The organism is Hydrocarboniphaga sp. (assembly GCF_028291725.1).
Classification (GTDB): domain Bacteria; phylum Pseudomonadota; class Gammaproteobacteria; order Nevskiales; family Nevskiaceae; genus Hydrocarboniphaga.
In genome coordinates, this window is the sequence record NZ_JAQGNT010000042.1 from 1 (window position 1) to 24583 (window position 24583).

Consider the following 24583-nt stretch of genomic DNA (forward strand, 5'->3'; position numbering starts at 1 on the left):
CGGTGATGCGCACCGAGCAGGCACTTCCAGCCGATGTGAAACTGCTGGCGCCGCTGAAATCCGCCCTGCTGCTCGCCCCGCTGATGCAGGTCGACGGCGATACCCAGAACCGCCTCACCCGCGGCGAAGTCAATATCGTCGCCGACAAGTCCATCCCCTATCACCTGCTCAAAAAGGTCATGGCGACCTGTACCGATACCCGCTTCGCACGCATCTCGCTGGCCGTCGTCGAGAAGAAGGGCGTCTGATGAGCAGCCGCGCCCATCGATCGAACGTAGGGCGGGTCATGACCCGCCGCTTTTTTGGCCCACCCGCGCAGAAAAACGGCGGGTCGCGACCCGCCCTACGCAGCTTCGATACGGCCTATCGCGCTCAAGGAGGAGGCGCATGAACGCCACCGCTCTGCACCACAACGCCGTGATCGGCGTCGATGCCTGGGGCCTCGCCGATGAAACCGATCGCCGGTTCCAACGCATTCTGGTGCGCGTGCTGGCACCGGTGATGGCGCTGGCGATCATCGTGCCGTGGGTGCGGCTGCAGATTGACAAGGACGAAGAAAAACCGCCCCCGGCGCTGGTGATCGAGCTGTTGCCCGATCCGCCGAAGCCCAAGCCGATTCCCAAACCCGAAATCAAGCCGGAAGAACCGCCGGTTGAAAAAGCCGCAGTCAAGCCGATACCGAAGCAGGAAGCGCCGAAGCCTGTCGTACCTAAAAAAGAGCAGCCCTCGCCCGCCGCCGCGTCTGCGGCGCCCGCGCCCAGTGCGCGCGAGATTGCCCAGCAGTCCGGCCTGATGCAGTTCCGCGATCAGCTCGCCGCGGTGCGCAGCCAGAACGCGCTCAGTGCCAGCACCGATCAGCCGCTACAGGTCGAGTCGGCCATCACATCAATGAGCAACAGCGTTGCGCGCGGCGAACGCCTCGCATCGGCCAGCGGCAGCGGCGGCATCGGCAGCACCAGCGGTAAAAGTGTCGTCGGCGCCCAGAACGGCACCAGCCTGGGAAATCGCCGCACCGCGAGCGTGCAAAGCGGTATTGGCTACGGTACCGGCGCACCTCAGGGATCGGGCGGCACCGGCACAGGGCCCGCTGCCTCACGTTCATTGCAGGACCTGCAGCTCACTTTCGACCGTAACAAGTCGTCGTTCTCGGCGATCTTCAATCGCGCTGCGCGTGAAACACCGGGCATGGAGGCTGGAAAGATCGTGTTGAGTCTGACGATCGCGCCGGACGGATCGGTCACGCGCTGCGAAGTCGTGTCGAGCAGCTTCAATGATGCAGCTCTCGAGGAAAAAATAGTGCAGCGCGTTCGACTGATGAACTTCGGCGCGAAGAACGTACCCGCATACACATATCCCAACTATCCGATGAACTTCATCGCCTCATGAACACGATGGCGCACCTGGAAAACGCTTCGGCGACTACGCCTCAGGCCCCCGGGGAATCCACGATGAATCCCAATCATCCAGGGCGCGGCCTGTTCCTCGCAGCGGCGACGCTGGCCTTGGCGGCGATGCTCTGCCTCTACGGTTTCATCAAGATCGTGCCGCTGGCCGCGGCCCACACCGGTGCGGCGAGTACCGCGAGTACGAGTTCGTCGTCAAAAGAGGTCATGCACTAAATATGACGTTTTCGCTTCGGTATTAGCGACAGCGGCGCCCAAAGCTGGTTCACCTGTCAGAAAGGAATTCCTTGATCGGCCACACACCACGCATAAATATTTGATATGTAGCGATTTTTTTTCGTAACGAGGGTTGGCACAGCGGTTGCTTTATAAGTGATGCGACACAAAGTCGCTTGAGGATTCGAGCAAAGACGCTCGCTCCTACGGATATCGACGTCCACGTCCTGGCCCAGTGCCGGCACGTGGATTTTTTTTGCCCGAGGGATGCACCGAAGGCAGAGCCGGAGTTCCAGGAAGCGGTAGCGGATTGCGTTGTTTTGGATGTGCGTTTCAAGCAGCAGGGTCGTTAAAAGCGAAGCAGGCTCCGGAGGCGGGGCGCTTTTTATTTTTTTAATACGAAATAGCGGTACCCATCTACAAACCAAGGAGTTGAGGCATGAAAGGGTCTAAAGGGAGTGGAGCGCGCTGGGTCAAGGGCGCCGTTTTTGCAGCGCTGAGCATGGTGTCCAGCCATTCGTGGGCAGGCATTTATGACGACGGCAAAGTGTTCTTGACGGGCGGCGTGTTCACTGTCGACGGTGGTGGTGGCGGCGGTGCGGTGCCGTGGGCGACCATCACCGGTTATGAAACCCGTGACGGCATCAACGGTGGTGCGGGCTTCACGTATGTCAGCTTGCCGAACTACACGCTGAATTTCCTCGGCGCCTCGGTCGGCTTCTTCGATCGCTTCGAGCTGTCGTACATGAACACCAAGCTATCGACCAACCTGGGCAACGTCGATACGGTTGCGCTGGCTGCATCACTGCTGAACCTCGACAAGAACCTGGGTCTTGATCCGAACGGCAGCAATCTGCACATGGAAACCTACGGAGCCAAGATTCGCCTGTTCGGCGATGCGGTCTACACCTCCGACAGCTTCCTGCCGCAGACGGCTATCGGCGCGTACTACAAGGTCAACAGCACCAAGGAATTCGTCACGACTTTGAGCGCTGACAAGGCCAAAGACTACGAAATCTACGCGGCCTTCACCAAGGTGTTCTTCCGCTATAGCACGCTGGTCAACCTGACTGTTCGCTACACCTCTGCCAACCAGATCGGTCTGACCGGCTTTGGTTCCTGCGAAGCCAACCACACCAACTGCAACAACGATAAGGAATTCCGCATGGAGTTCTCGACGGCCTATCTGTTGCAGAAGAACTTTGCGATCGGTGGCGAGTGGCAGCAACACGGCAACCAGCAGAAGCATCGTCCGGTCGATACCGGTGATCTTCTGTCCACCACCAGCGCCAATGGCGCCACCGACCTCGTCCACGGCGTTGTCGGCAACGTCGTCGGCGGCGTGATTGGCGCTACCGCCCTGTCGCAGTCGCTGACACAGAACGAAAGCGACTGGTACGACGTGTTCTTTGCTTATGCACCGAACAAGAACTACTCGCTCGTGTTCGCCTACCTGTTCCTGGGCGACATCGCGGTGGCTCACGAGCAGAACGGTCTGTACTTCGCCCTGCACGCCACGTTCTAAGCGCCTGCATCCTGTTTGAACCACTCTGTCGTCGTTCTATCTGCACACATATCTGATGGAGATTCACATGAAATCATTCACGCGTAACCTGATGGTCGGAGCGGCGCTGTCGATGGCAGCTCTGGCTTCGGCGCCGTCCTTTGCCGGTGAGAGCAAAACCTCGCCGATCCTCGGCATCACCTCCTCCTCGCTCGAAGAATTCGGCGGCCCGGACGGCGTCCGCGCCTGGGTCGAGAGCCTGTTCTACTACATCATGCTCGACAACCGCATCGCGCCGATCTTCCGCGAATTCGGCAACGTGGAGCGCCAGACCTTCTTGAACACGCAGCTCGAGATCATGGTTCTGGGCGGCCCGAACGAGTACCAGGGTGCCAGCATGAGCGCGGCTCACGCCGATCTCGGAATCACCATGCCGCAGTTCAACGCGGTGGTGGAAGCGGCTTACAACGCCTGCGAACGCAATGTGATCCCGTATCACACCTGCAATCAGCTGATCAATGCGCTGGCGCCGTTCACGAGGGACATCGTCACCCGTTGAACCCAATGCAGGCTTAGAGTTCAAAGCTTCTATGATCCAAGCCTGCAGATTGCCGAGTTGCAAGTAGTACGGCGCGATTCGCGCGAGAACACCGGGCGGCCAATGGCGGCTACGCCAACCACACCGCCCAGTGGTTTTCGCGCGGATCGCGCTTCTTTGTTTTTTGTATTCTGGTTTCATACCCACAGGCCCGAACCGTTCGCACTACCAATAAACCATGAACCCGTTCAAAAACCTCAAGCAGTACCTCACCCCCTCTTCTTCGACCGATTCCATGGACGGAACGTCAGTGAACCCCCTGTCCAATTCCAAGCGCTCATTCCTGCGTGCCGGCCTTGGCCTGTCGCTGGCCGGTCTCGGTATCAGCCGCGCGCAGGCTGCCGGCGGTCTCGAGCAGTTCTACAAATACAACATCCCACCCGAAACCTGGCTCGCCGAAGTATTCGGCGGGCAGGTGCCGCCTCCGCAGGTCGCTCCCGGTGGCAGCTTCGGTCTGATGCAGCCATTGCCGGGACGCGTGCGTTACTGGCGCGCCAATGGCCGCACCGCCTGGGTCTTCGACGACATCGGCAAGGTCGGTTATGCGCCGACCACTTGCGGCTTCGTCGTCAAGGCGGGCGCGATCGAATCCGCCAAGGTGCTGATCTATCGCGAATCGCGCGCCGACCAGGTCGGCACACCGTCGTTCCTGAATCAGCTGATCGGTGCCAAATCCGCCGGCGCCGGCATCGACCGGAAAGTCGACAACATCTCCGGCGCGACCTACTCGGTCGACATGATGAAGCGCATGGCCAATGCCGCTCTGCAGCTGGACAAGACTGTCCCGGCCTGATCATCGCCATGTCGGTACAACCTTCGATCAAGCCGCCGCCCAAATATCCGCCGCCGCCTGTACTGCGGAAATTCGCCGGGGCCTTCCGCAACTGGCGCGTGCGCAATCTGCCGGGGCATCAGCATGTGCCCAAGCCGCCTAAGCCGAAACCGAACTTCAGCATGTTTCTGCGCACCTGGCACAAGCGCGCGGGCCTGTTTGCGTTCGTGTTCATGGGCTGGCTCGGCTTCAGCGGCTTTCTGATCAACCAGAGCGCCAGCTGGGGCTATGACGTCGCCCGCGTGCGCGTGTCGTGGGTAATGTCGCTGTACGGCCTGCATCCGGAGCCGCCGGGCACCGGCTTGGTTGCGGGTGGACACTGGCTCGCCGAAACCATCGACGTCACCCTGCTCGATGGCAAACCGCTGAGCCAGCGCATCCCGAAGCAACTCGGCATGGCAATCGGCGGAAGCGCCGACAAGCCGCTGCTGTTCGTCGCCGAGCCCGACAAGGTCGTCGTGCTGGGCCCGGACGGCTCGCTGGTCGACGAAATGAGCGGCTACACGCTGCCGGTGCCGGCGATCCGCCGCATCGGCGTCGTCGACGGCAAGCCGAACAAAGTCGTGATTCAGGATCTGGATGCCTACGCGACCACCGATGGCTTGCAGTGGGACAAACTGCCGGTCAACTCCGACGTCAAATGGTCCGAGCAGACGCCGCTGACCGACGCGCAGAAAGCCTCGGCCCTGCCCTATTCGCGGCCCTCGGTATCGCTGGAACACGTGCTGGTCGACGCGCATAGCGGCCGTCTGTTCGGTGCGTTCGGCGCATGGGTAATCAACTTCGTCGGCATCGCCGCGATTCTGCTGTCGATCAGCGGTGTCTGGATCGTGGTGCGCACCAGCAAGCAAAGGCGCCAGGCGCGCCGGTGATGCGATCGCTGTTCACGCCCAGGACCTTGGTACGCCATTCGTTCCTGGCGATGGGCACGGACGTGATGGTGACGCTGGCTCCGCGCCGCCGCCACCTGATCAAAAAAGCACGCGAAGCGATCGTCGACGTGCAGATCATGATCCGCGAGTTCGGCCGCGACGGCTGGGCCTGGGGCGACGGCGAACTGGGCACCTTCAATCGCCGGCTCGCCGCTGGCGAGCGCGTGGCGATTCCGCCGGCGCTGAAGCCGATTTTCGATCGCGCCTGGGCGATACGGCAGGCCAGCGATGGACATTACGAGCCGCGTATCGCCGGCTTGGTGCATCTCTGGGGTTTCGACGATCTGGCCCGTTTGCGGCAACAGCCGCCCAACCGCGCCGAAATCGACGACAGGATCGCCGCAATGCACCGCGCTCCGGCTTACGAAGCCGGCAGCGCGCATTACGGGCCTGCACCGCAAACCGGCTGGGATTTCGGCGGCATTGCCAAAGGCTATATCGTCGACCGCGCGCTCGACCTGCTGCGCGAAGCCGGGTTCGGCGACGCAACCGTCGACGCTGGCGGCAATGTGTCCGCCCGCGGCCGTAAACACGATCGGTCGTGGCTGATCGGCATCCGCAAACCGCTGGATCTCGGCGACGACCCCGACACTCCCAGCTTGCTCGCGGTGCTGGCGGCCGACAACGAGGCCGTCAATACCCACGGCGACGATCAACGATTCTTCATCCATGAAGGCCGCCGCTATGCGCATCTGCTCGACCCGCGCAGCGGCGATCCGGTCGAAGGCCTGCGCTCGCTGACCGTGGTACACCACGACGGCATGCTCGCCGAAGCCGGTGGCGCCGCCTTGTTCGTGGCCGGGCCGGGCGCGTGGCCGGCTCTCGCCGCAAAGCTCGGCATCGATCAGGTGCTCGCCGTGCATACCGACGGGCGCGTGATGGCGACACCGGCATTGGCCAGGAGGCTGCGCGCGGAACCCGGTGTAGTCATTCAGACCGTCGGGCTTTTGGGCGAAATCGAAAGCCTTATCGGCTAGCCCCAACACGGTTCACTTTGTCGCGTAGGGCGGGAGGAGCGCAACGTATCCCGCCGCCCCGTCGCGAAAGGCGGGATGCTCCCGCCCTACAACTCCGCGTTAACTGAACGGTATTGGGGCTAGCCCGTACCCGCGCCGATCTGGTGCGTCCGCACCGCGGCCGCACATCACCCAGCCTGGGTTCAGCTGCCATACGATCACGATGCACCTCCCCGGAGAGCGCCTTCGACACATTTACGAGCAAGCTCAACTCTCAAGGCTGTAGCAGCGGCCACGCACCGTGAAGTGGCATGTCCATTGCGTTTACATTCGCAAGCAGTACGGTTACGGCATTGAGCCGGCGGGGCCAAAGACGGCACCTCGACGTACGCAACTATCGTCATTCGGGCAAAGGCGTCCATCCATGTTCACTCATGGGGGCGCCTTTTTTTTGGCCGCAGGAATTGCTGAATACCGAGCATACGATGATCAGAACATTGGTACCCATGCAGGGCCGCGTGCTTGTGTCTTCGGCTTTGCTGGACGCATTCGGCGGCTGCGCGACAAGGCGCGGACGCCAAACTCTTTCCGGCGCGATCTTCCCCTCCTCTCCTAGGTCTCGCTGGACTTTTACCGACGTAACGCCGGCCCGCGCCGGCGCACACACTCGCCGCATCATGTCGTTGGAGATTCACCGATGAACCTGCAGAACTCGAAGGCGACGTCAATCAAGCTGTTCAGCTTGGCGACGCCGCAGATGCGCGCGTTCCATTTGACCTGGATGGCGTTTTTCGTGTGCTTCTTCGCCTGGTTCGCGGTCGCGCCGCTGATGCCGATCATCAAGGGCGAATTCGGACTGACCAAGGACCAGATCGCCAACATCAATATCGCTGCCGTCGGCATCACGATACTGGTGCGTCTGCTGATCGGCCCGATGTCGGACAAGTACGGGCCGCGCAAGACCTACACCGGCCTGCTGCTGCTCGGCGCGATCCCGGTCTTCGGCATCGCCTTTGCCAAGAGCTATGAAGCCTTCCTGGTGTTCCGCCTGGCGATCGGCGCCATCGGCGCCAGCTTCGTGATCACGCAATACCACACCTCGGTGATGTTCGCGCCGAACGTGGTCGGCACCGCGAACGCGGCGGCGGCAGGTTGGGGCAATGCCGGCGGCGGCGTCACCCAGAGCCTGATGCCGCTGGTGCTGCTGGCGGTGATCAGCTTCGGCGTCGACAAGGCCTTGGGCTGGCGCGTGTCAATGCTGGTTCCCGGCATCATGATGGTGATCGTCGGCCTGCTTTACTGGAAGTACACGCAGGACTGCCCGCAAGGCAATTACAAGGAGCTGCGCGCCGCTGGCGTGCAACTTGAAAGCGGCGGCAAGGGCGGTGGCTGGGTCTCGTTCAAGACCGCGATGGCAAACTATCGCGTGTGGATGCTGTTCGTCACCTACGGCCTGTGCTTCGGCATCGAGCTGTTCGTACACAACGTCGCCGCCAGCTACTACGTCGACAAGTTTCAGATGGATCTGCAGCACGCCGGCCTCGCCGCCGGCAGCTTCGGCCTGCTGGCGCTGTTCGCTCGCGCGCTCGGCGGCATCGCCTCGGATCGCCTTGCGCGCCTCAAGGGCCTCGACGGTCGCACCATGCTGTTGTTCGCACTGATGCTGGGCGAAGGCATCGGCCTGATCTGGTTTTCGTCGGTACAGATCGCCAGCGTCGCCGTCGTCGCGATGATCGTATTCGGCGTTTTCACGCACATGGCCTGCGGCGCGACCTACGCGCTGGTGCCTTTCATTGATCGCAAATCCCTCGGCGGTGTCGCCGGCATCATCGGCGCCGGCGGCAATGTCGGCGCGGTCGCGGCGGGTTTCCTGCTCAAAGGCCTCGGTGATGTGCAGCTGACCTTCTTCTATCTCGGCGTCGCCGTTCTGTTTGGTGCCGCCTGTGCGGTCATGGTGCGCTTCAGCGCCGAGCATAAGGCCCGCGAAGCCAAGCTCTACGATGAAGCCGTCGCGATGCGCAAGGCCGCACCGGCAGCGCAGGGCGGCACGGAGGCGCTGGCCAGCTAAGCGGCCAAGGGAACGTTCTTACGAGAAGGGCCTCAAAAAAGCCCTCGTTATTTTTACCCGTCGATTCAGCACTCGTCTTTTGATACGGGAAGATCAGGTACGCAATGAAGCTCGTCGTCATCGGTAACGGCATGGTCGGTCACAAGCTGCTTGAGCAGCTGACCGCGCAAGCCGTTCCGGATCTTGAAATCACGGTCCTCTGCGAGGAATCGCGGCCGGCCTATGATCGTGTCCATCTTTCGTCTTACTTCAGCGGCACTTCGGCCGAAGAGCTGTCGCTGGTCACGCCGAATTTCTTCGAGCAGGACAATCTGCTGCTGAAACTCAACACCAAGGGCGTCGCCATCGACCGCGCCGCGCGCGTCGTCGTCACGTCCAATGGCGAGCGCGTCACTTACGACAAGCTGGTGCTCGCCACCGGCTCCTACCCGTTCGTACCGCCGGTGCCGGGCCGTGATCGCCCGGGCTGCCTGGTGTATCGCACGATCGAAGATCTGGAGGCGATGACCGACTGGGGCAAGAAGTCCAAGGTCGGCGTCGTCATCGGCGGCGGCCTGCTCGGCCTGGAATGTGCAAAGGCGCTGACTGACATGGGCCTGGTTACGCACGTGGTCGAGTTCGCGCCGCGCCTGATGGCGGTGCAGATCGACGATGGTGGCGGCCGCGTGCTGCGCAACAAGATCGAAGCGCTCGGCGTCACCGTGCACACGCAGCGCAACACGCTGGAGATCGTCGACGGCTCGGGCATGGGCATCGGCGGCCGCCACGCGATGAAGTTCGCCGACGGCAGCCAGCTCGAGACCGACATGATCGTGTTCTCCGCCGGCATCCGTCCGCGCGACGAGCTGGCGCGCGTGTCGGGGCTCGAGATGGGCGAACGCGGCGGCATCAAGGTCGACAAGAACTGCCTGACCTCCGATGCGAACATCTACGCGATCGGCGAATGCGCACTGTCAGGCGGCAAGATCTACGGCCTGGTCGCACCCGGCTACGAAATGGCTCGCGTGGTCGCGCAGCACATCAGCGGCAGCGGCGCCGAATTCAACGGCGCCGACATGAGCACCAAGCTCAAGCTGATGGGTGTCGACGTCGCCAGCATCGGCGACGCGCACGCCGCCACGCCCGGTTCGCGCTGCTATGTGTTCACCGACGAGCGCAAGCAGATCTACAAGAAGATGGTCACCTCGGCCGACGGCAAGGAGTTGATCGGCGCAGTGCTGGTCGGCGAAGCCAGCGAATACGGCACGCTGCTGCAGATGATGCTGAACCGCATGCCGCTGCCGGAGTCGCCGGAGTTTCTGATTCTGCCCTCCTCCGACGGCCTGGCCAAGCCCGGCCTCGGCGTCGACGCGCTGCCGGACAGCGCGCAGATCTGTTCGTGCAACGACGTGTCCAAGGGCGCGCTGTGCGCGGCGGTCGAAGGCGGCGCACGCACGGTCGGCGAATTGAAGAGCTGCACCAAGGCCGGCACCTCCTGCGGCGGCTGCGTGGCACTGGTCACGCAGATCATGAAGTCCGAGCTGAAGCGTCAGGGCGTCGCGGTCAACAACCATCTGTGCGAACACTTCGCGTATTCGCGCCAGGAGCTGTACCACCTGGTGCGGGTGCACAAGATCAGGAGCTTCCGCGATCTGGTGCATCAGCACGGCAGCGGGCTCGGCTGCGACATCTGCAAGCCGGCTGTGGCTTCGATTCTGGCTTCGTGCTGGAACGAGTTTGTGCTGAGCAAACCGAATGCGGCGCTGCAGGACTCCAACGATTATTTCCTCGGCAACATCCAGAAAGACGGCACCTACTCGATCATCCCGCGCATCGCCGGCGGCGAGATCACGCCGCAGGGGCTGATCGTGATCGGCCAGGTCGCGCAGAAGTATGGTCTTTACACCAAGATCACTGGCGGCCAGCGCATCGACATGTTCGGCGCGCAGGTTCATCAGCTGCCGGCGATCTGGCGCGAGCTGACCGATGCCGGCTTCGAATCCGGCCACGCCTACGGCAAGGCGCTGCGCACCGTGAAGAGCTGCGTGGGTTCGACCTGGTGCCGCTACGGTATGCTCGACTCGGTCAGCATGGCGCTTAAGATCGAGCACCGCTACAAGGGCCTGCGCTCGCCGCACAAGCTCAAGTCCGCGGTCTCGGGCTGCACCCGCGAATGCGCCGAGGCGCAGTCCAAAGACTTCGGCGTAATCGCCACCGAGAAAGGCTGGAACCTGTACGTCTGCGGCAACGGCGGCATGAAGCCGCGCCACGCCGAGCTGCTGGCCGGCGATCTCGACGACGAAACCCTGATCCGCTATCTCGACCGTTTCCTGATGTTCTACATCCGCACCGCGGATCGCCTGCAGCGCACCAGCGTCTGGCGCGACAACATGGAAGGCGGTCTCGATTATCTGAAAGACGTGATCGTCAACGACAGCCTCGGCATCGGCGCCGAGCTGGAATCCGAAATGGCGTCGATCGTCGACAGCTACGAAGACGAATGGAAGAAGGCGATCGACGATCCGGAAACGCTGAAGCGCTTCCGCAGCTTCGTCAACAGCGATGCAGGCGACAACAACGTGGTGTTCGTGCAGGAACGCGGCCAGATCCGGCCGGCCACCGCGGATGAGAAAAAAAGCCGCTTCAAAGGTATTCCGGTCGTCGAAGCCGAAGCCTGAGAAATCTTGGAAGCCATGGGCACTACGAATACGGAGGACGCGACGATGGACGGTGGAAGCCTGGGCATCGCAGCCGCGGAATGGGTCTGCGTCTGCGCCGCCGACGATATCTGGCCGAACATCGGCGTCTGCGCGCTGGTCAGGAATAACCAGATCGCGGTGTTCCGCCTGCAGGATGGCGACGGCGTCGATCACTATTACGCGATCGACAACTACGACCCGCAGTCCGACGCGAACGTGCTGTCGCGCGGGCTCACCGGCTCGCTCGGCGGGCGCAAGGTAGTCGCGTCGCCGATCTACAAGCAGCACTACGACCTGGTTACCGGCGAATGTCTGGAAGACGCCAGCCAGCCGGTGCGCGCCTACGCGGTTCGCGTGGATGGCGGCAAGATCTGGGTCGCGGTTTGACCGTCGTGAGTCTCCGCCGCAGACCGCGCCTGGTGGTGGTCGGTAATGGCATGGCGGGCATGCGCACCGTCGAGGAGTTGCTGAAGTTCGCTCCCGAGCATTACGACATCAGCGTGTTCGGCAGCGAAGCGCACGGCAACTACAACCGCATCCTGCTGTCGCCGGTGCTCGCCGGCGACAAGCAGTTCGCCGACATCATGCTGCACACGCGCGAGTGGTACGCGGCCAACGACATCACGCTGCATGCCGGTGATCCGGTGGTGCGCATCGACCGCAATCGCCGCGTGGTCGTGTCGCAGTCCGGTTTCCAGGCGCCCTACGACCGCCTGCTGCTGGCGACCGGCTCCAAGCCTTTCGTGATTCCGGTGCCGGGCCACAAGCTGCCCGGCGTGATCGCGTTCCGCGATATTGCCGATGTCGAGGCGATGCTCAGCGCGAGCCGCAGCCATAAACGCGCAGCGGTGATCGGCGGCGGCCTGCTCGGCCTGGAAGCCGCCAACGGCCTGATGCGCCAGGGCATGGACGTCACCGTGATCCACGTGATGGACAGCCTGATGGAACGCCAGCTCGACAAGCCGGCGGCCTCGCTGCTGCGCAGCGCGCTGGAGAAGCGCGGCCTGCGCTTTCTGCTGTCGGCGCAGACCGCCGAAATCATTGGTACTGATCGCGTTACCGGCATCAAATTCAAGGACGGCAGCGAAATCGAAACCGACCTGGTGGTGATGGCCGTCGGCATCCGCCCGAACTTCGATCTCGCCAAATCCGCCGGCCTGTACTGCGACCGCGCGATCGTCGTCGACGACACGCTGCAGACGCATACCGATCCGCGCATCTACGCGGTCGGCGAATGCGTGCAGCATCGCGGCGCCGTTTACGGCCTGGTCGCGCCGCTGTGGGAGCAGGCGCGTGTCTGCGCCGGGCATCTGGCCGCGGTCGGCTACAAGCGCTATCCCGGCTCGGTGACCTCGACCAAGCTCAAGGTCACCGGCATCGACCTGTATTCGGCGGGCGATTTCATCGGCGGCGCCGATACCGAAGACCTCGTATTCCGCGATCCGCGGCGCGGCGTCTACAAGCGCCTGATCATCCGCAAATCCGACGGCGGCGATCGCATCATCGGCGCGGTGCTGTATGGCGACGTCGCCGACGGGCCCTGGTATTTCGAGCTGATGCAGAAGAACGCGGACATCTCCGCGCTGCGCAATAAACTGCTGTTCGGCCGCTCATTTTGCGAAGCCTCCGGTCAGGCGGCCTAGTGCCGTGAATCGGAGATCCACACAAGCAGTCGACTCGGTCTGGCGCCGCGATACTGCGTCGCTCGTCGTCGCCATAGCTACGGCTATGACTCCTCCTCGCGCCTTGTCTCGCGACGCCATCCCTTCGCGCCTGATTGCGCGGATCTCCGATTCACGGCACTAGCTCATGGACGAGAGCGCCGACATTGCCCGCGCGGTGGTGAAGACCACCTGCCCCTATTGCGGGACCGGCTGTGGTGTCGACGTCACCGTCGACGGCGATCACGCCAAGGTCGCAGGCGACAAGGAACATCCGACCAACTACGGCCGGCTGTGCGTGAAGGGCACCGCGCTCGGCGACACCGTGGTTGCGCAGGGGCGGCTGCTGTATCCGCAGATCCGCGATGCCGACGGCGTGATGGTCCGCCGCAGCTGGGACGAGGCGCTCGATCATGTCGCCGCCAGGCTGCAGGGCATCGTCGACGAGCACGGCCGCGACGCGATCGCCTGGTATGTCTCCGGCCAGTTGCTGACCGAGGACTACTACGTCGCCAACAAGCTGGTCAAAGGCTTCGTCGGCACCGCCAACATCGACACCAACTCGCGGTTGTGCATGTCATCGGCGGTCGCCGGCCACAAGCGCGCGTTCGGCGAAGACATCGTGCCGGTGTCCTACGACGACCTGGAACTCGCCGACCTGATCGTACTGGTCGGCAGCAATACCGCCTGGTGCCATCCGATTCTGTTCCAGCGCATCGTGCGTGAGAAGGAACGGCGGCCCGAAATGAAGATCGTCGTCATCGATCCGCGCCGCACCGCGACCACCGAGATGGCGGACCTGCATCTGCCGCTGCGCGCCGGCGCCGATGTGCGCCTGTTCAATGGCCTGCTGACGTATCTGAACCAGCACGGCATCGTCGACACCGCTTTCATCGAGCGCTCGACCAGCGGCCTCAAGGAAGCGCTGGACGCGGCCGAAGCCGGCGGCGCCGACGTGCGCGCGGTCGCCGAACAATGCGGCCTCGACGCCGGCCAGCTCGCCGAGTTCTACCGGCTGTTCGCGGTCACCGAGCGCGTCGTCACCTGCTTCTCGATGGGCGTCAACCAGTCTTCGGCCGGCACCGACAAGGTCAACGCGATCATCAACTGCCATCTGCTGAGCGGCCGCATCGGCAAGCCCGGTGCCGGCCCGTTCTCGCTGACCGGGCAGCCCAATGCGATGGGCGGTCGCGAAGTCGGCGGACTGTCGAACATGCTGGCCGCGCACATGGATCTCGAAAGCGCGGCCGATCGCGATACGGTGCAGACGTTCTGGAGCAGCCCCGCCATCGCCGACAAACCCGGCCTCAAGGCTGTGGATCTGTTCGACGCGATCGACGAGGGCCGCATCAAAGCGGTGTGGATCATGGCGACCAATCCAGTGGTCAGCCTGCCCGACGCCGACAAGGTCAAGCGTGCGCTCGCCAGGTGCGAGCTGGTGATCGTCTCCGACGTGATCGAGAAAACCGACACCACCGCGTTCGCGCACGTGCTGCTGCCGGCCCAGGGCTGGGGCGAGAAAGACGGCACCGTAACCAATTCCGAGCGCTGCATCTCGCGCCAGCGCGCCTTCGTCGCGCCGCTGGGCGAAGCCCGCGCCGACTGGTGGATGCTGGCCGAAGTCGCGCGCCGCTGGGGCTTTGCGGCGCAGTTCGCGTATCAGGACGCATCCGACATCTTCGACGAGCACGCGCGCCTGTCGGCCTGGCGTAATGACGGCAGCCGCTACTTCGACATCGGCGGCCTGGCCGGCCTCGGCACCGCCGGCTACGACGCGCTGCAACCGGTGCGCTGGCCGGTCACGGCGAGCGTTGAGGCCGCCGCGCTGCAGGCCTTCGCCGACGGCCGCTACTACCACACCGACGGCCGCGCCCGCTTCATCGCGACACCGCCGCGCGCGCCGGTGAATCCGGTCGACGACGAATATCCGCTGGTGCTGAACACCGGCCGGGTTCGCGATCACTGGCATACGATGACGCGCACCGGCCTGTCGGCGACGCTGGCCTCGCACATCGCCGAACCCTATGTTGACCTGCATGCGCAGGACGCGCTGCTCAGCGGTGTCAGCGACGGCACGCTGGCGCGCGTCAGCACGCGCTGGGGCAGCCTGGTCGCGCGCGTCAAGATCAGCGGCGAAATGCCGCGCGGCACGCTGTTCGTGCCAATCCACTGGAATGCGCAGTACGCCTCCGACGCGCGTGTCGGCGGCCTGGTCAACCCGGTCGTCGATCCGGTTTCCGGCGAGCCCGAGTTCAAGCACACGCCGGCCAAGGTCGAGGCTTTCACAGTCGCCTGGCACGGTTTCGTGCTGAGCCGCGATGCGCTGCCGATGGAGACGCACAGCTGGTGGACGCGCGTGACCGGCGCCCAGTTCAACCGCTACGAACTGGCCGGCCGCGACACCGATGCCGACTGGCCGAACCTGGCGCGGGCCGCACTCGGCGCCAACAGCAACGCCGACTGGCTCGAATACGAGGATCGCAGCGCCGGCCTGTACCGCGCCGCGCTGCTGGTCGACGAGCGCATCGAAGCCTGCATCTTCGTCTCCCAGCGCAGCGACCTGCCCTCGCGCGCCTGGCTGTCCGGCCTGTTCGCCAAGGACGTGCTGAGCGAGCCGGACCGCATCGGCCTGCTGGTCGGCGAGCCGTTGGAGGCTGCTGAAGACCAGGGCCCGACCGTGTGCTCCTGTTGGGGCGTGGGCCGCAACCGCATCATCGACGGCATCCGCAAGCACGGCCTGACCACGGTCGCGGCGCTGGGCGAGAAGCTGCAATGCGGCACCAATTGCGGCTCCTGCGTGCCGGAGCTGAAAGTGCTGCTGGCGCAGAGCCGGGTCGCGGCCTGAGGCAGTGCCGGATCGGCACCGAATCGACACCGAACCGGCTTATTTGTACCGATATTCGGGCCGGCGCAAGGTCCGCGTCGGGGCTACAATGCGAGCCATGTCACACCTCTCCCACTCCCAGCAGCCGATTGCCGGCGGCATTCTCGCCGGCGGCGAAGGCCGCCGTTTCGGCGGTCTCGACAAGGGCTGGATCGCGTATCGCGGCCACAGCTTCGTCGAGCAGGTGCTGTCGCGGCTGCAGCCCCAGGTCGATGAGCTGCTGATCTCGGCGAATCGCAACCTCGATCGTTATCAGGCACTGGGCCATCCGGTGCTGAGTGATCGTCTCGGCGCCGGCCCGCTGGCCGGCCTGCTGCGCTTGCTCGAATCCGCATCACGGTCCTGGCTGCTGACGGCACCCTGCGACGCGCTCGATCTGCCCACCGATCTGGCGCGGCAATTCATCGAGATTCAGCGCAGCCAGGACGCCGACGTCGTCGTGCTCACTGATGACGACGGCGTGCATCCGACGGTCAGCCTGACGCGGGCCTCGCTGGCGCCGGACATCGAAGCTTTCATGCGGGACGGCGGCCTGTCGCTGCAGCGCTGGCAGTCGCGGCATCGCGTGGTCCAGGCGCGGCGCGGCGGTGTGCTGTGCAACGTCAACGACGCGACGGCACTCGACGAGTTGCAGCGGGAGCCGGTCCATGGCTGACGGTATTGCACCGGCGCTGCCGGAACTGATGGACCAGCACGGCCGGCGCAAGCGCAAGCTGCGGCTGTCGGTGACCGACCGCTGCAATCTGCGCTGCGCCTACTGCATGCCCGAGCACCCGACCTGGCTGCCGCGCGGCGATCTGCTGACCATCGAAGAACTGCTGCGGCTGACGGCGCTGTTCGTGATGCACCTGGGCATCACGAATGTGCGGCTGACCGGCGGCGAACCGACGCTGCGCCGCGGCCTGCCCGAGCTGATCGAAGGCCTGCAGCTGCTGCGGCCGCAGGGCCTGCAGCGCATATCGATGACCAGCAACGGCACCCGGCTGGCCGAGCTGGCGCCGGCGCTGAAAGCGGCCGGCCTCGACGATCTGAACATCAGCATCGACGCGCGCGATCCGGCGCTGTTCCAGAAGCTGACGCGCGGTCCGATCGAACCGGTGCTCGAAGGCATCGCGGCGGCGCAGACGGCCGGCCTGCCGTTCAAGCTCAATGCGGTGGTGATCCGCGACTACAACGACAGTGAGATCGAAGCGCTCGCCGGCTGGGCTTTCGAGCAGGACGTCGAGCTGCGCTTCATCGAGTTCATGCCGCTGGACAACGCGCAGCAGTGGAGCCGCGAGCGCGTCGTCACCGAAAGCGAAATCCTGCAGCGGCTGGGCACACGCTTTGGCGCGGTCGAAAAACTCCCGCGCACCGCCAGCCCGGCCACCGAATACATTCTCGGCGGCCATCACCGGCTGGGCATCATCACCACCGTCTCCGATCCGTTCTGCGGCTCCTGCGACCGCGTGCGCATGACCGCGGTCGGCGAGCTGTTCGCCTGCCTGTTCTCGGCCAAGGGCACCCAGCTGCGCGACGCGCTGCGCGCCGGCGAACCCGATGCAGCGCTGCTGGCGATGATCCGCGGCGGCGTCTGGAGCAAGGAGGCCGGCTTCGCCGCGCCGCGCGGCTACGTCGAGCGGCCGATCACGATGCATCGGTTGGGGGGCTGAGATGGGCGCCCCCTGTTCCTCATGAACATCGATATCCGGCCGCGTAGGTTGGGGTGTGCGCAGCGAACCCCAACGTGTGCCCGCGCCGATGTTGGGGTTCGCTGCGCTCACCCCAACCTACTCGCCTACATCCACCTCCCCGCACGAGGAGGGGATAAAACCGTGAACATCGAAATCCAATTTTGGGGCGTCACTGCGCGCTTGGCCGGCAGTGAACGGCGCCGATTATCGCTGACGGAATCCGCCACCGTCGCCGACGCCATCGAGCTGCTGCGCAGCGACGCGGCGCTCGCCACGGAGCTGCCGCGCTGCGCCTACGCGGTCGGCGCCGACCTGGTTGCGCCGAATCATTCACTATCCGAAGGCGACGAGCTTTCCGTACTGCCGCCGGTCTCCGGCGGCTGAGAGAGATCCAGTGCGTGCCGAACCCATCGATTATTCCCGCATCCAGCCCGAGCCGCTCGCGCTGGAGCCTCTGCTGCTGGCGACCGAGCGACCCGACTGCGGCGCGCTGGCGATCTTCGCCGGCGCCGTGCGCAATCACCACGAAGGCGCCGCGGTCAGCCATCTGATCTACACCGCGCATGCGGCGCTTTGCGACAAGATCATTGCCGCAGTCGAGCAGGAAACGCGTGAGCAGTTCCAGGTGCCGGAATGCCGCATCGTGCATCGCGTCGGCCAGCTTGGCATCGGCGACATCGCGATCTACGCGGTGGTGCGCGCGCCGCATCGCGCCGAGGCCTTCGCCGCGCTGCGCTACGCGGTGGACTCGACCAAGCATCGCGCGCCGATCTGGAAAGAAGAGTTCTATCCCGACGGCAGTTCCTCGTTCGTCACCGGCTGCTGCATCGCCGACGGCTTCGAGCCGCCCGAACATCTGAAACAGCTGCCGCTGAAGGCGAACACCTGATGCTGGACATCACGCTGAAACCGACCACGCTGCGCAGCGCGGTTGCCGAAGGCAAGCTCTATCTGCCGCCGGAAACGGTGGCGATGGTGCGCAACCGCGAGGTCAAGAAAGGCGATGTCGCTGAGGCCTCACGCATCGCCGCGCTGATGGGTCTGAAGAAAACTTCGGAGCTGCTGCCGCATTGCCATCCGCTGTCGGTACTGGATGCCAGCATCGATGTCACCACGCAGGACGACGGCCTGCACGTCAGCGCGCAGGTGCGCACGATCGCGTCGACCGGCGTCGAGATGGAGGCGCTGACTGCGGTATCGATCGCGCTGCTGTGCGCCTACGACATGCTCAAGCCGCATGCGCCGGCGATCGCGATGCGCATCGGCGACATCCGTCTGGCCGAGAAGAAAGGCGGCAAGACGCAATATCAGCGCAGCGCCAAGACTGGCAACGCTGCGATCATCGTGTTGTCCGACACGGTCTCCGCAGGCCGCAAGCCCGACACCGCCGGCGTCTCGGTACGCGAAGGCCTGGAGCGCGCCGGCTTCGACATCGCCGCCTATGAAGTGCTGCCGGACGAGCCCGAGCAACTGCGCGCCTGCGTCGAGCGCCACGTCGCAGCGAACCTCAGTTGCATCATCACCGTCGGCGGCACCGGCCTGTCGCCGCGCGACAAGACCATCGAGGCGCTGCAGGGCCTGATCGACACCGACCTGCCCGGCTTCATGGAAACCGCGCGCGCCTTCGGCCAGGCGCGCACGCCTTACGCGATGCTGTCGCGCGGCATCGCCGGCATGGCAAGGAACAGTTTCATCGCGACGTTCCCGGGCTCGCGCAAGGGAGCGGAAGAAACGCTGGCCGCGGTGTTGCCGGCGCTGGTGCATCTGATCGAAGTGCATCGTGCGCAACATGCGGTGCATGAGGGCGGCTATCGCTAACCCGTAGGTTGGGGTGAGCTTGCGAACCCCAACGTTCGATCCGCGCCGATGTTGGGGTTCGCAAGCTCACCCCAACCTACGAATCCACCGAGGCCGCTCAAAAAATGATCCCCGTCGACGAAGCCCTCAGCATCGCGCTGGCTGCAGTCCCCGCGCCACAGGCCGAAGAGCGGGCACTCGCCGACGCGCTCGGCCGCGTGCTCGCCGCATCGGCGATTTCCACACTCGACCTGCCGCCTTTCGACCAGTCCGCGGTCGACGGCTACGCGGTGCGCCATGCCGACATCGCGCAGGCGCCGCTGGATCTGCCGGTCTCGCAGACCATCGCCGCCGCCGCGCGCGCCGGCACGCCGGTGCTGCAGGCCGGCACCGCAGCGCGCATCTTCACCGGCGGCTGGCTGCCTACGAGCGCCGACGTGTCGGTGCGCCAGGAGCTGACGCAGCGCGACGGTGATCGCGTGCGCATCCTGCAGGCGCTCGCGGCCGGCACCGATATCCGCAGGCAGGGCGAAGAACTGCGGCGCGGCGACACCATCGGCAGCGCGGGCGCGCGCATCACGCCCGGCCTGCTCGGCGCCATCGCGATGGGCGGTGTCTGCGCCGTGCAGGTCTATCGACAGCCGCGCATCGCGGTGCTGGTCACCGGCGACGAAGTCGCGCCGCCCGGCGCCGTGCTCAAGCCCGGCCAGATCGCTGACGCCAATGGCCCGCTGCTGCAGGCGCATCTGCAGCACTGGGGCTATACCCAGGTGAGGCTGCGCTACGTCGACGACCGCTACGACAGCGTCTGCGTAGCGCTGGCAAAAGCCTTTGCGGAGGCCGACATCGTGCTGACCACCGGCGGCGTCTCGGTCGGTGATCACGACCATGTGCCGGCTGCGGCCCAGGCCTGCGGCGCGACCACGCTGTTCTGGAAAGTCGCGCAAAAGCCCGGCATGCCGCTGTACGTCGCCAGTACCGGCCGCAGCCAGCTGTTCGGCCTGCCTGGCAATCCGGCCTCGGTGCTGGTCAACCTGCTGGTGTACGTGCGGCCGGCGCTGGCGCGCTTCGAGGGCGTGCAGACCTTGCCGGCCTGGCGCCGCGGACGGCTCGCCACCGATGTTCGCGCCGAGACTGCGAAAACCCTGTGGCTGCGCATGCGCGAGGCCACCGACGACGGCGGCCAGTCGATGCTGAGGCCTCTGGGCAAGCAGGCTTCACACATGCTCAGCAATCTCGCCGAAGCTTCGGTGCTGGTGCGCATTCCGGCGGCTGCGGATGGCCGTTGCTCGGCTGGAGCGATCGTCGAATGGAGCCCGTTGTAAGCTCTGGCCTACACCCGATTTCCATGTTGCCTTCAATGCTGAAGCCGTTCGTAACGGACGTGGACGGCGCTGGTTTGTTTCAGTAAAGTCAGCGGCTTATAGGCATATAACCAAACCGAAGGCGACGTGGGGCACGGGTCTTCGGCTATTCGGCCGCGTCATCATGTGATGCATCAGTCGGGTACGTCCTGAGCGTCGTAAGGGAGAGCACACCGTGGGTCAGCGCACGCTTGCGTGGAGCGTCAAGGGTCTGATGCTGCTCGGCTGTCTCGGGGCCGTCGCCGGGCCGTCGCAGGCCCAGGACACGGACCTGGGAGATCTGCGGTTCGGTGCCGCCTATGTGCGCGCCATGGGTCTGTCGCCGGATCTGAACGTCGCGAATTCGGCTCTGGCCGTCGCTCATAGCGCCGAGAAAACCGCGCGGGCCGCAGAGTTTCCGCAAGTTGGCCTGAAGGGCGACTACGACTGGACCCATCAGTCCGTCAAGGGCGACTACTACGGCGTCGCCGACATCGACCGGTCCGACACTTTCAACAAATACGCCTACGGTCTGGGCCTGAGCCAGGCGCTGTACCGCCCCGATCTGTTCAAGACAGTGGATCTGGCGAAGCTCAACGTCAGTGCCGCCGAACTGTCGCTGGACATGACCGAAACCAAGGTTGCGGTCAGCCTGGCTAAAGACTATTTCATGGTCGTTGACGCGCTCGAAGTGCTGCGCGGCCGGTATGCCGAACTGTCGTCGACGATCGAGCAGCAGCGCCAGATCGAGAATCGCCAGAGCTCGGGCCTGGTCAAGGAATCCGACGTCGCGCTGGTGCGCGCCGCCCGCGCCAGCGCCGAGGCCAACAAGATCGACGCCGAAGACATGGTGCAGTCGGCGCGTCTGAAACTCGCGCTGACAGTCGGCGGCGAGTTCAAGCGGATCGCGGTGCTGCAGCCGCAGACGCCGCTGCCGCGGCTGGATCCGGGCGACCTGCAAAGCTGGATCAGGACCGCGCTCGACAAGCAGCCGGCACTGGCCGCGGCGCGCACCGCGGTGCAGGCCTCGCGTGTCGGCATCGAGCTGTCCAAGAGCCGGCGCCTGCCGAAAGTCGACATCATCGGCAGCCACGCCTATTTCGATTCCGACGGCGGTATCTCCGGCGCGCGGCGCGATCTGGATCAGCGCATCGGCGTGGAAGTGACGCTGCCCTTGTTCACCAGCGGCGCGATCTCGGCCGACATCGATCGCGCCAATGCGCAGCTGGCGCAATCCGAAGCCAAGCTCAGCAGCGCCGAACTACAGGTGAAGATCGCGGTGCAGAGCGCCTGGATGAGCGCCGCCTCGTCGTACCGGCAGATCGAAGCGCGCCGCCACGCGGTCGAAGCCGCAACCGATTCCGCAAACAGCACCCAGGTCGGCCTGGAAGTCGGCACCGAAACCACCGCGGAGTGGCTGGCGGCGGTACGCCGCCGCTACGAGGCCGAGCGCGACTTTGCCCGCGAACGCCTCGCCTACCTGGGTTCGCTGATCGAACTCAAGGCCGCGGCCGGCGTGCTCAACCGCGAAGACATGGCGCGCATCGAGCTGCTGCTGAAGTTCCCCGAGCCGGGCTGGCCGACACCGCCGCCAGACGTCAGCAGCGAGACGCTGCCCGCGTCCACCCATCTCGAATCCAACTGATTGCGCGCGATCACTTCGCCTGATCCCCGCGATGAATCCGCATGAGCGCTGACACCACCGACCGCGCGGCCGCACCTGGCGCGCAGCCGTATTGCCTGGTCGATGCCGCGGCCTTGCCTGTCACCTCGGGCATCGCCACGGCGACGCGCCGCTACGCGCCGCTGTTCGACGGCCGACGCAGCTTTGAGGCGCGGCTGCAGGCGGCGCGCGAGCAATTCGGCGACATCGTCGCCTGGGAATTGCAGGAGGCCGCGATCGACCTGGCGCTGGCCGGCATCCTCGAACCCGGCGTGCGCGAGCCGCTGCCGGCGCCGGCGCAGCTGGAACGCGATCCCTGGGGCCAGGCCGCCCATCCGGAGCGGCACGACATCATGCCGCTGCCGACGCTGCTGCCCGGCACGCTGGCGCAGCCCGGACTGCCCGGCGCGATCGCCGGCAGCTTCGGCGGCCGCCATCGCGGCACCGCCGACGAAGTGCAGCTGCCGCTGTCGCCGGGTTTCTTCGCCGGTCTGGCGCGGCTGTTCTCGGCACCGGCGGCGCACACCTGGCTCGGCTGGCTGACCTTGGTGCTGGTGATCGGCGGCATCGTCGCGATGTGGAACGTGCGCCTGGACGTCGCGATGGTCGGTATGCAGCTGCGCATCTGGTATCACTTCGCGATCGTGCTGGCGGTGTCGGCGCTGCTCAACAACCTGGCCGCGCAGCTCGCACGGCTCGGCGCGATCCGCCGCGCTACCGGTGAATGGCCGGAGTTCGGCCTGGTGTTCGGCTTCGGCTTCATCCCGCGCTTCTTCACCAACACCGCCGGCGCGGCCGAACGCGCCGACGAGCGCGGCCGCTCGCTGATCCTGCTGTCGCCGCTACTCGGGCTGCTGCTGCTGTGCCTGCTGGCGCAGTTCGGCTGGTTCCTGACCCGGCTCGGGCCGGGCGTGCTGCCGCATTATTTTCTCGGCCAGGCCGCGTTTGCGCTGCTGCTGTTCCTGTTCACCGTCAACCCGCTGGCGCGGCGCGACGGTTATCACTGGCTGAGCAACCGTCTGGGCGTGCCGGACCTGCGCGAACAGGCCTGGATGTCACTGTTCGGATGGGACCGGCCCTGGAACGAAAGGCCACTGCCGTCCAAGCGCATCCGGGTGATTTATGCGGGTGCGATGCTGGTCTACTTTGCGGCCGTGATCATTCTTTACCTGATGTTCCCGGCCCGTCTGCTCGAACGCATCTTCGGCGGCGCGGGCGTTTTCATTTTTGTGGCGGTGTTCGGTTTCTCGATGTATCGCCAAAGCCGGCGCGGGCTTTATCTGCGCGACTCAATGGAGCCTTTCAGCGTGAAACTTCTCAGCGTATTGAAGTATCCGGGCACCTGGTCGAAAACGACCTGGATCATCATCGGCATCGTCGCGCTGCTGTTCTTCGTGCCCTACCCGTACGAACCCAGCGGAGCGGCCGTGGTACTGCCGCGCGATCGCGCCGAGGTGCGCGCGCTGGTATCCGGCGACGTCAAGCAGGTGCTGGTCCAGGAAGGCGATGTGGTGCAGGCCGGCCAGGAGCTGCTGCAGATCTCCGACGTGCAGACCCAGGCCGAAGTCGCCGCCGCCGAGGCGACGCTGCGGCGCGCGCAGGCCGAGTTGTCCATCGTCAAGACCGGCGGCGCGTCCGGCGAAGTGCAGCTGGCGCGAGAGAAGCTCGAGACCGCGCGCAAGCGCCAGCAGTTCGCCCAGGCCGAGGCCGATCGCCTGGCCAAGGCCTACAGCCGCAAGGCGGTTTCGCCGCAGGAATACGACACCGCGCGCGGCACCGCCGCGGTACGCAGCCAGGAAGTGATCGAGGCGCAGCAGCAGGTCAAGGTGATCGTCAATCCGGCGCGTGACGAGCGCGTCGCCGCGCTGCAGGCCGAGGTGCTGAAGGCCGAAACCGAGCTGACGTATCACAAGGAGCAGCTCGCCAATACCCATGTGCGCGCGCCGATTGCCGGCCGTGTCGTCTCCGACCGCCTGCTGTTCGCCAAGGGCACTTACCTGCCGGTCGGCGCGCCGATCGCGTTCGTCGAGGACACCGCGCAGCTGCAGGCCGAAATCGAACTCCCCGAATCGACGATGGCCAAGGTTCACCTGGATTCCAGAGCCTGGGTGCGCGTCTGGGCGTTCCCGGGCGCAAGCTTCCAAGGCAAGGTCACGCATATCGCGCCGGACGCCGAGAAAGGCGACTACGGCAAGATCGTGCGCGTGCGCGTGCTGCTCGACGACAGCAACAGCCAGCTCAAGCCGGAGATGACCGGCCAGGGCAAGGTGCGCAGTCACTGGACCTTGGCGGGCCTGGCATTCACGCGCGCGCTGGTGCGCTTCGCGATGGTCGAAGTCTGGTCCTGGCTGCCTTGAGTTCCACGCTCGCGCCAC

Annotated in this window: 20 protein-coding genes and 1 pseudogene; all 21 read left to right on the forward strand. The window is 65.0% G+C overall.

Annotated features, from left to right (window positions below; genetic code table 11):
* Nucleotides 1-248, forward strand: a pseudogene (locus JWQ90_RS11250) (biopolymer transporter ExbD); the annotation flags it as partial.
* 139 nt (nt 249-387) lie between these two features.
* Nucleotides 388-1386, forward strand: coding sequence for an AgmX/PglI C-terminal domain-containing protein (locus JWQ90_RS11255; protein WP_299693648.1), 999 nt, complete (start codon nt 388-390; stop codon nt 1384-1386).
* 62 nt (nt 1387-1448) lie between these two features.
* Entirely contained in the window at nt 1449-1619 is a 171-nt protein-coding gene (locus tag JWQ90_RS11260; RefSeq protein ID WP_299693651.1) for a hypothetical protein, read from the forward strand.
* A gap of 439 nt (nt 1620-2058) precedes the next feature.
* Complete coding sequence (locus JWQ90_RS11265; RefSeq protein ID WP_299693653.1) at nt 2059-3144, forward strand: DUF3034 family protein; 1086 nt, start codon at nt 2059-2061, stop codon at nt 3142-3144.
* A 67-nt stretch (nt 3145-3211) separates the two neighbouring features.
* Entirely contained in the window at nt 3212-3682 is a 471-nt protein-coding gene (locus JWQ90_RS11270; protein WP_299693655.1) for a group 1 truncated hemoglobin, read from the forward strand.
* Between the two features lie 289 nt (nt 3683-3971).
* On the forward strand, nt 3972-4514 hold the full coding sequence (locus JWQ90_RS11275; protein WP_299693658.1) for an FMN-binding protein: 543 nt from the start codon (nt 3972-3974) through the stop codon (nt 4512-4514).
* An 8-nt stretch (nt 4515-4522) separates the two neighbouring features.
* The gene (locus tag JWQ90_RS11280) at nt 4523-5425 is read left to right on the forward strand and encodes a PepSY domain-containing protein (protein WP_299693661.1); all 903 of its coding nucleotides are present in this window, start codon (nt 4523-4525) and stop codon (nt 5423-5425) included.
* Complete coding sequence (locus tag JWQ90_RS11285; protein WP_299693664.1) at nt 5425-6462, forward strand: FAD:protein FMN transferase; 1038 nt, start codon at nt 5425-5427, stop codon at nt 6460-6462. Before JWQ90_RS11280 ends, JWQ90_RS11285 begins: the two co-directional genes overlap by 1 nt.
* A gap of 676 nt (nt 6463-7138) precedes the next feature.
* Nucleotides 7139-8509 carry an MFS transporter gene (locus JWQ90_RS11290; protein WP_299693667.1) on the forward strand — a complete coding sequence of 457 codons (1371 nt, stop codon included), beginning with the start codon at nt 7139-7141 and terminating at the stop codon, nt 8507-8509.
* 104 nt (nt 8510-8613) lie between these two features.
* A complete protein-coding gene (gene nirB, locus JWQ90_RS11295; protein WP_299693670.1) occupies nt 8614-11166 on the forward strand; it encodes a nitrite reductase large subunit NirB in 2553 nt (850 codons plus the stop codon).
* A gap of 45 nt (nt 11167-11211) precedes the next feature.
* On the forward strand, nt 11212-11574 hold the full coding sequence (gene nirD / locus JWQ90_RS11300) for a nitrite reductase small subunit NirD (protein ID WP_366919500.1): 363 nt from the start codon (nt 11212-11214) through the stop codon (nt 11572-11574).
* Nucleotides 11575-11579: 5 nt separating this feature from the next.
* Nucleotides 11580-12830 (forward strand): FAD-dependent oxidoreductase, encoded by a 1251-nt coding sequence (locus JWQ90_RS11305; protein WP_299693674.1) that lies wholly within the window; start codon nt 11580-11582, stop codon nt 12828-12830.
* 166 nt (nt 12831-12996) lie between these two features.
* Nucleotides 12997-15693, forward strand: a complete 2697-nt coding sequence (locus JWQ90_RS11310) for a nitrate reductase (protein ID WP_299693677.1) — start codon at nt 12997-12999, stop codon at nt 15691-15693.
* Nucleotides 15694-15790: 97 nt separating this feature from the next.
* Entirely contained in the window at nt 15791-16387 is a 597-nt protein-coding gene (gene mobA / locus JWQ90_RS11315) for a molybdenum cofactor guanylyltransferase MobA (RefSeq protein WP_299693680.1), read from the forward strand.
* Entirely contained in the window at nt 16380-17384 is a 1005-nt protein-coding gene (gene moaA / locus JWQ90_RS11320; RefSeq protein WP_299693684.1) for a GTP 3',8-cyclase MoaA, read from the forward strand. The genes mobA and moaA overlap by 8 nt, the downstream gene beginning before the upstream one ends.
* Before the next feature lie 162 nt (nt 17385-17546).
* Nucleotides 17547-17789: a MoaD/ThiS family protein gene (locus JWQ90_RS11325; protein ID WP_299693686.1), complete on the forward strand. Its 243-nt coding sequence runs from the start codon at nt 17547-17549 to the stop codon at nt 17787-17789.
* A gap of 10 nt (nt 17790-17799) precedes the next feature.
* Nucleotides 17800-18294, forward strand: coding sequence for a molybdenum cofactor biosynthesis protein MoaE (locus tag JWQ90_RS11330; RefSeq protein WP_299693689.1), 495 nt, complete (start codon nt 17800-17802; stop codon nt 18292-18294).
* Nucleotides 18294-19223 carry a bifunctional molybdenum cofactor biosynthesis protein MoaC/MoaB gene (gene moaCB / locus JWQ90_RS11335; protein WP_299693696.1) on the forward strand — a complete coding sequence of 310 codons (930 nt, stop codon included), beginning with the start codon at nt 18294-18296 and terminating at the stop codon, nt 19221-19223. Before JWQ90_RS11330 ends, moaCB begins: the two co-directional genes overlap by 1 nt.
* Nucleotides 19224-19327: 104 nt before the next feature.
* The gene (gene glp / locus JWQ90_RS11340; RefSeq protein WP_299693699.1) at nt 19328-20527 is read left to right on the forward strand and encodes a gephyrin-like molybdotransferase Glp; all 1200 of its coding nucleotides are present in this window, start codon (nt 19328-19330) and stop codon (nt 20525-20527) included.
* A 214-nt stretch (nt 20528-20741) separates the two neighbouring features.
* Nucleotides 20742-22190: a TolC family protein gene (locus tag JWQ90_RS11345; protein ID WP_299693702.1), complete on the forward strand. Its 1449-nt coding sequence runs from the start codon at nt 20742-20744 to the stop codon at nt 22188-22190.
* Between the two features lie 41 nt (nt 22191-22231).
* Nucleotides 22232-24565, forward strand: a complete 2334-nt coding sequence (locus JWQ90_RS11350) for an efflux RND transporter periplasmic adaptor subunit (protein WP_299693704.1) — start codon at nt 22232-22234, stop codon at nt 24563-24565.
* Nucleotides 24566-24583: the final 18 nt, after the last annotated feature.

Bases quoted from the DNA above. Each gene is read 5' to 3' on its own strand.
- mobA (WP_299693680.1), top strand. From the start codon at position 15,791: ATGTCACACCTCTCCCACTCCCAGCAGCCGATTGCCGGCGGCATTCTC.
- JWQ90_RS11285 (WP_299693664.1), top strand. From the start codon at position 5,425: ATGCGATCGCTGTTCACGCCCAGGACCTTGGTACGCCATTCGTTCCTG.
- JWQ90_RS11290 (WP_299693667.1), top strand. From the start codon at position 7,139: ATGAACCTGCAGAACTCGAAGGCGACGTCAATCAAGCTGTTCAGCTTG.
- JWQ90_RS11265 (WP_299693653.1), top strand. From the start codon at position 2,059: ATGAAAGGGTCTAAAGGGAGTGGAGCGCGCTGGGTCAAGGGCGCCGTT.
- JWQ90_RS11260 (WP_299693651.1), top strand. From the start codon at position 1,449: ATGAATCCCAATCATCCAGGGCGCGGCCTGTTCCTCGCAGCGGCGACG.
- JWQ90_RS11255 (WP_299693648.1), top strand. From the start codon at position 388: ATGAACGCCACCGCTCTGCACCACAACGCCGTGATCGGCGTCGATGCC.
- moaCB (WP_299693696.1), top strand. From the start codon at position 18,294: ATGCTGGACATCACGCTGAAACCGACCACGCTGCGCAGCGCGGTTGCC.
- nirD (WP_366919500.1), top strand. From the start codon at position 11,212: ATGGACGGTGGAAGCCTGGGCATCGCAGCCGCGGAATGGGTCTGCGTC.
- JWQ90_RS11280 (WP_299693661.1), top strand. From the start codon at position 4,523: ATGTCGGTACAACCTTCGATCAAGCCGCCGCCCAAATATCCGCCGCCG.
- JWQ90_RS11310 (WP_299693677.1), top strand. From the start codon at position 12,997: ATGGACGAGAGCGCCGACATTGCCCGCGCGGTGGTGAAGACCACCTGC.
- moaA (WP_299693684.1), top strand. From the start codon at position 16,380: ATGGCTGACGGTATTGCACCGGCGCTGCCGGAACTGATGGACCAGCAC.
- JWQ90_RS11270 (WP_299693655.1), top strand. From the start codon at position 3,212: ATGAAATCATTCACGCGTAACCTGATGGTCGGAGCGGCGCTGTCGATG.
- nirB (WP_299693670.1), top strand. From the start codon at position 8,614: ATGAAGCTCGTCGTCATCGGTAACGGCATGGTCGGTCACAAGCTGCTT.
- JWQ90_RS11350 (WP_299693704.1), top strand. From the start codon at position 22,232: ATGAGCGCTGACACCACCGACCGCGCGGCCGCACCTGGCGCGCAGCCG.
- glp (WP_299693699.1), top strand. From the start codon at position 19,328: ATGATCCCCGTCGACGAAGCCCTCAGCATCGCGCTGGCTGCAGTCCCC.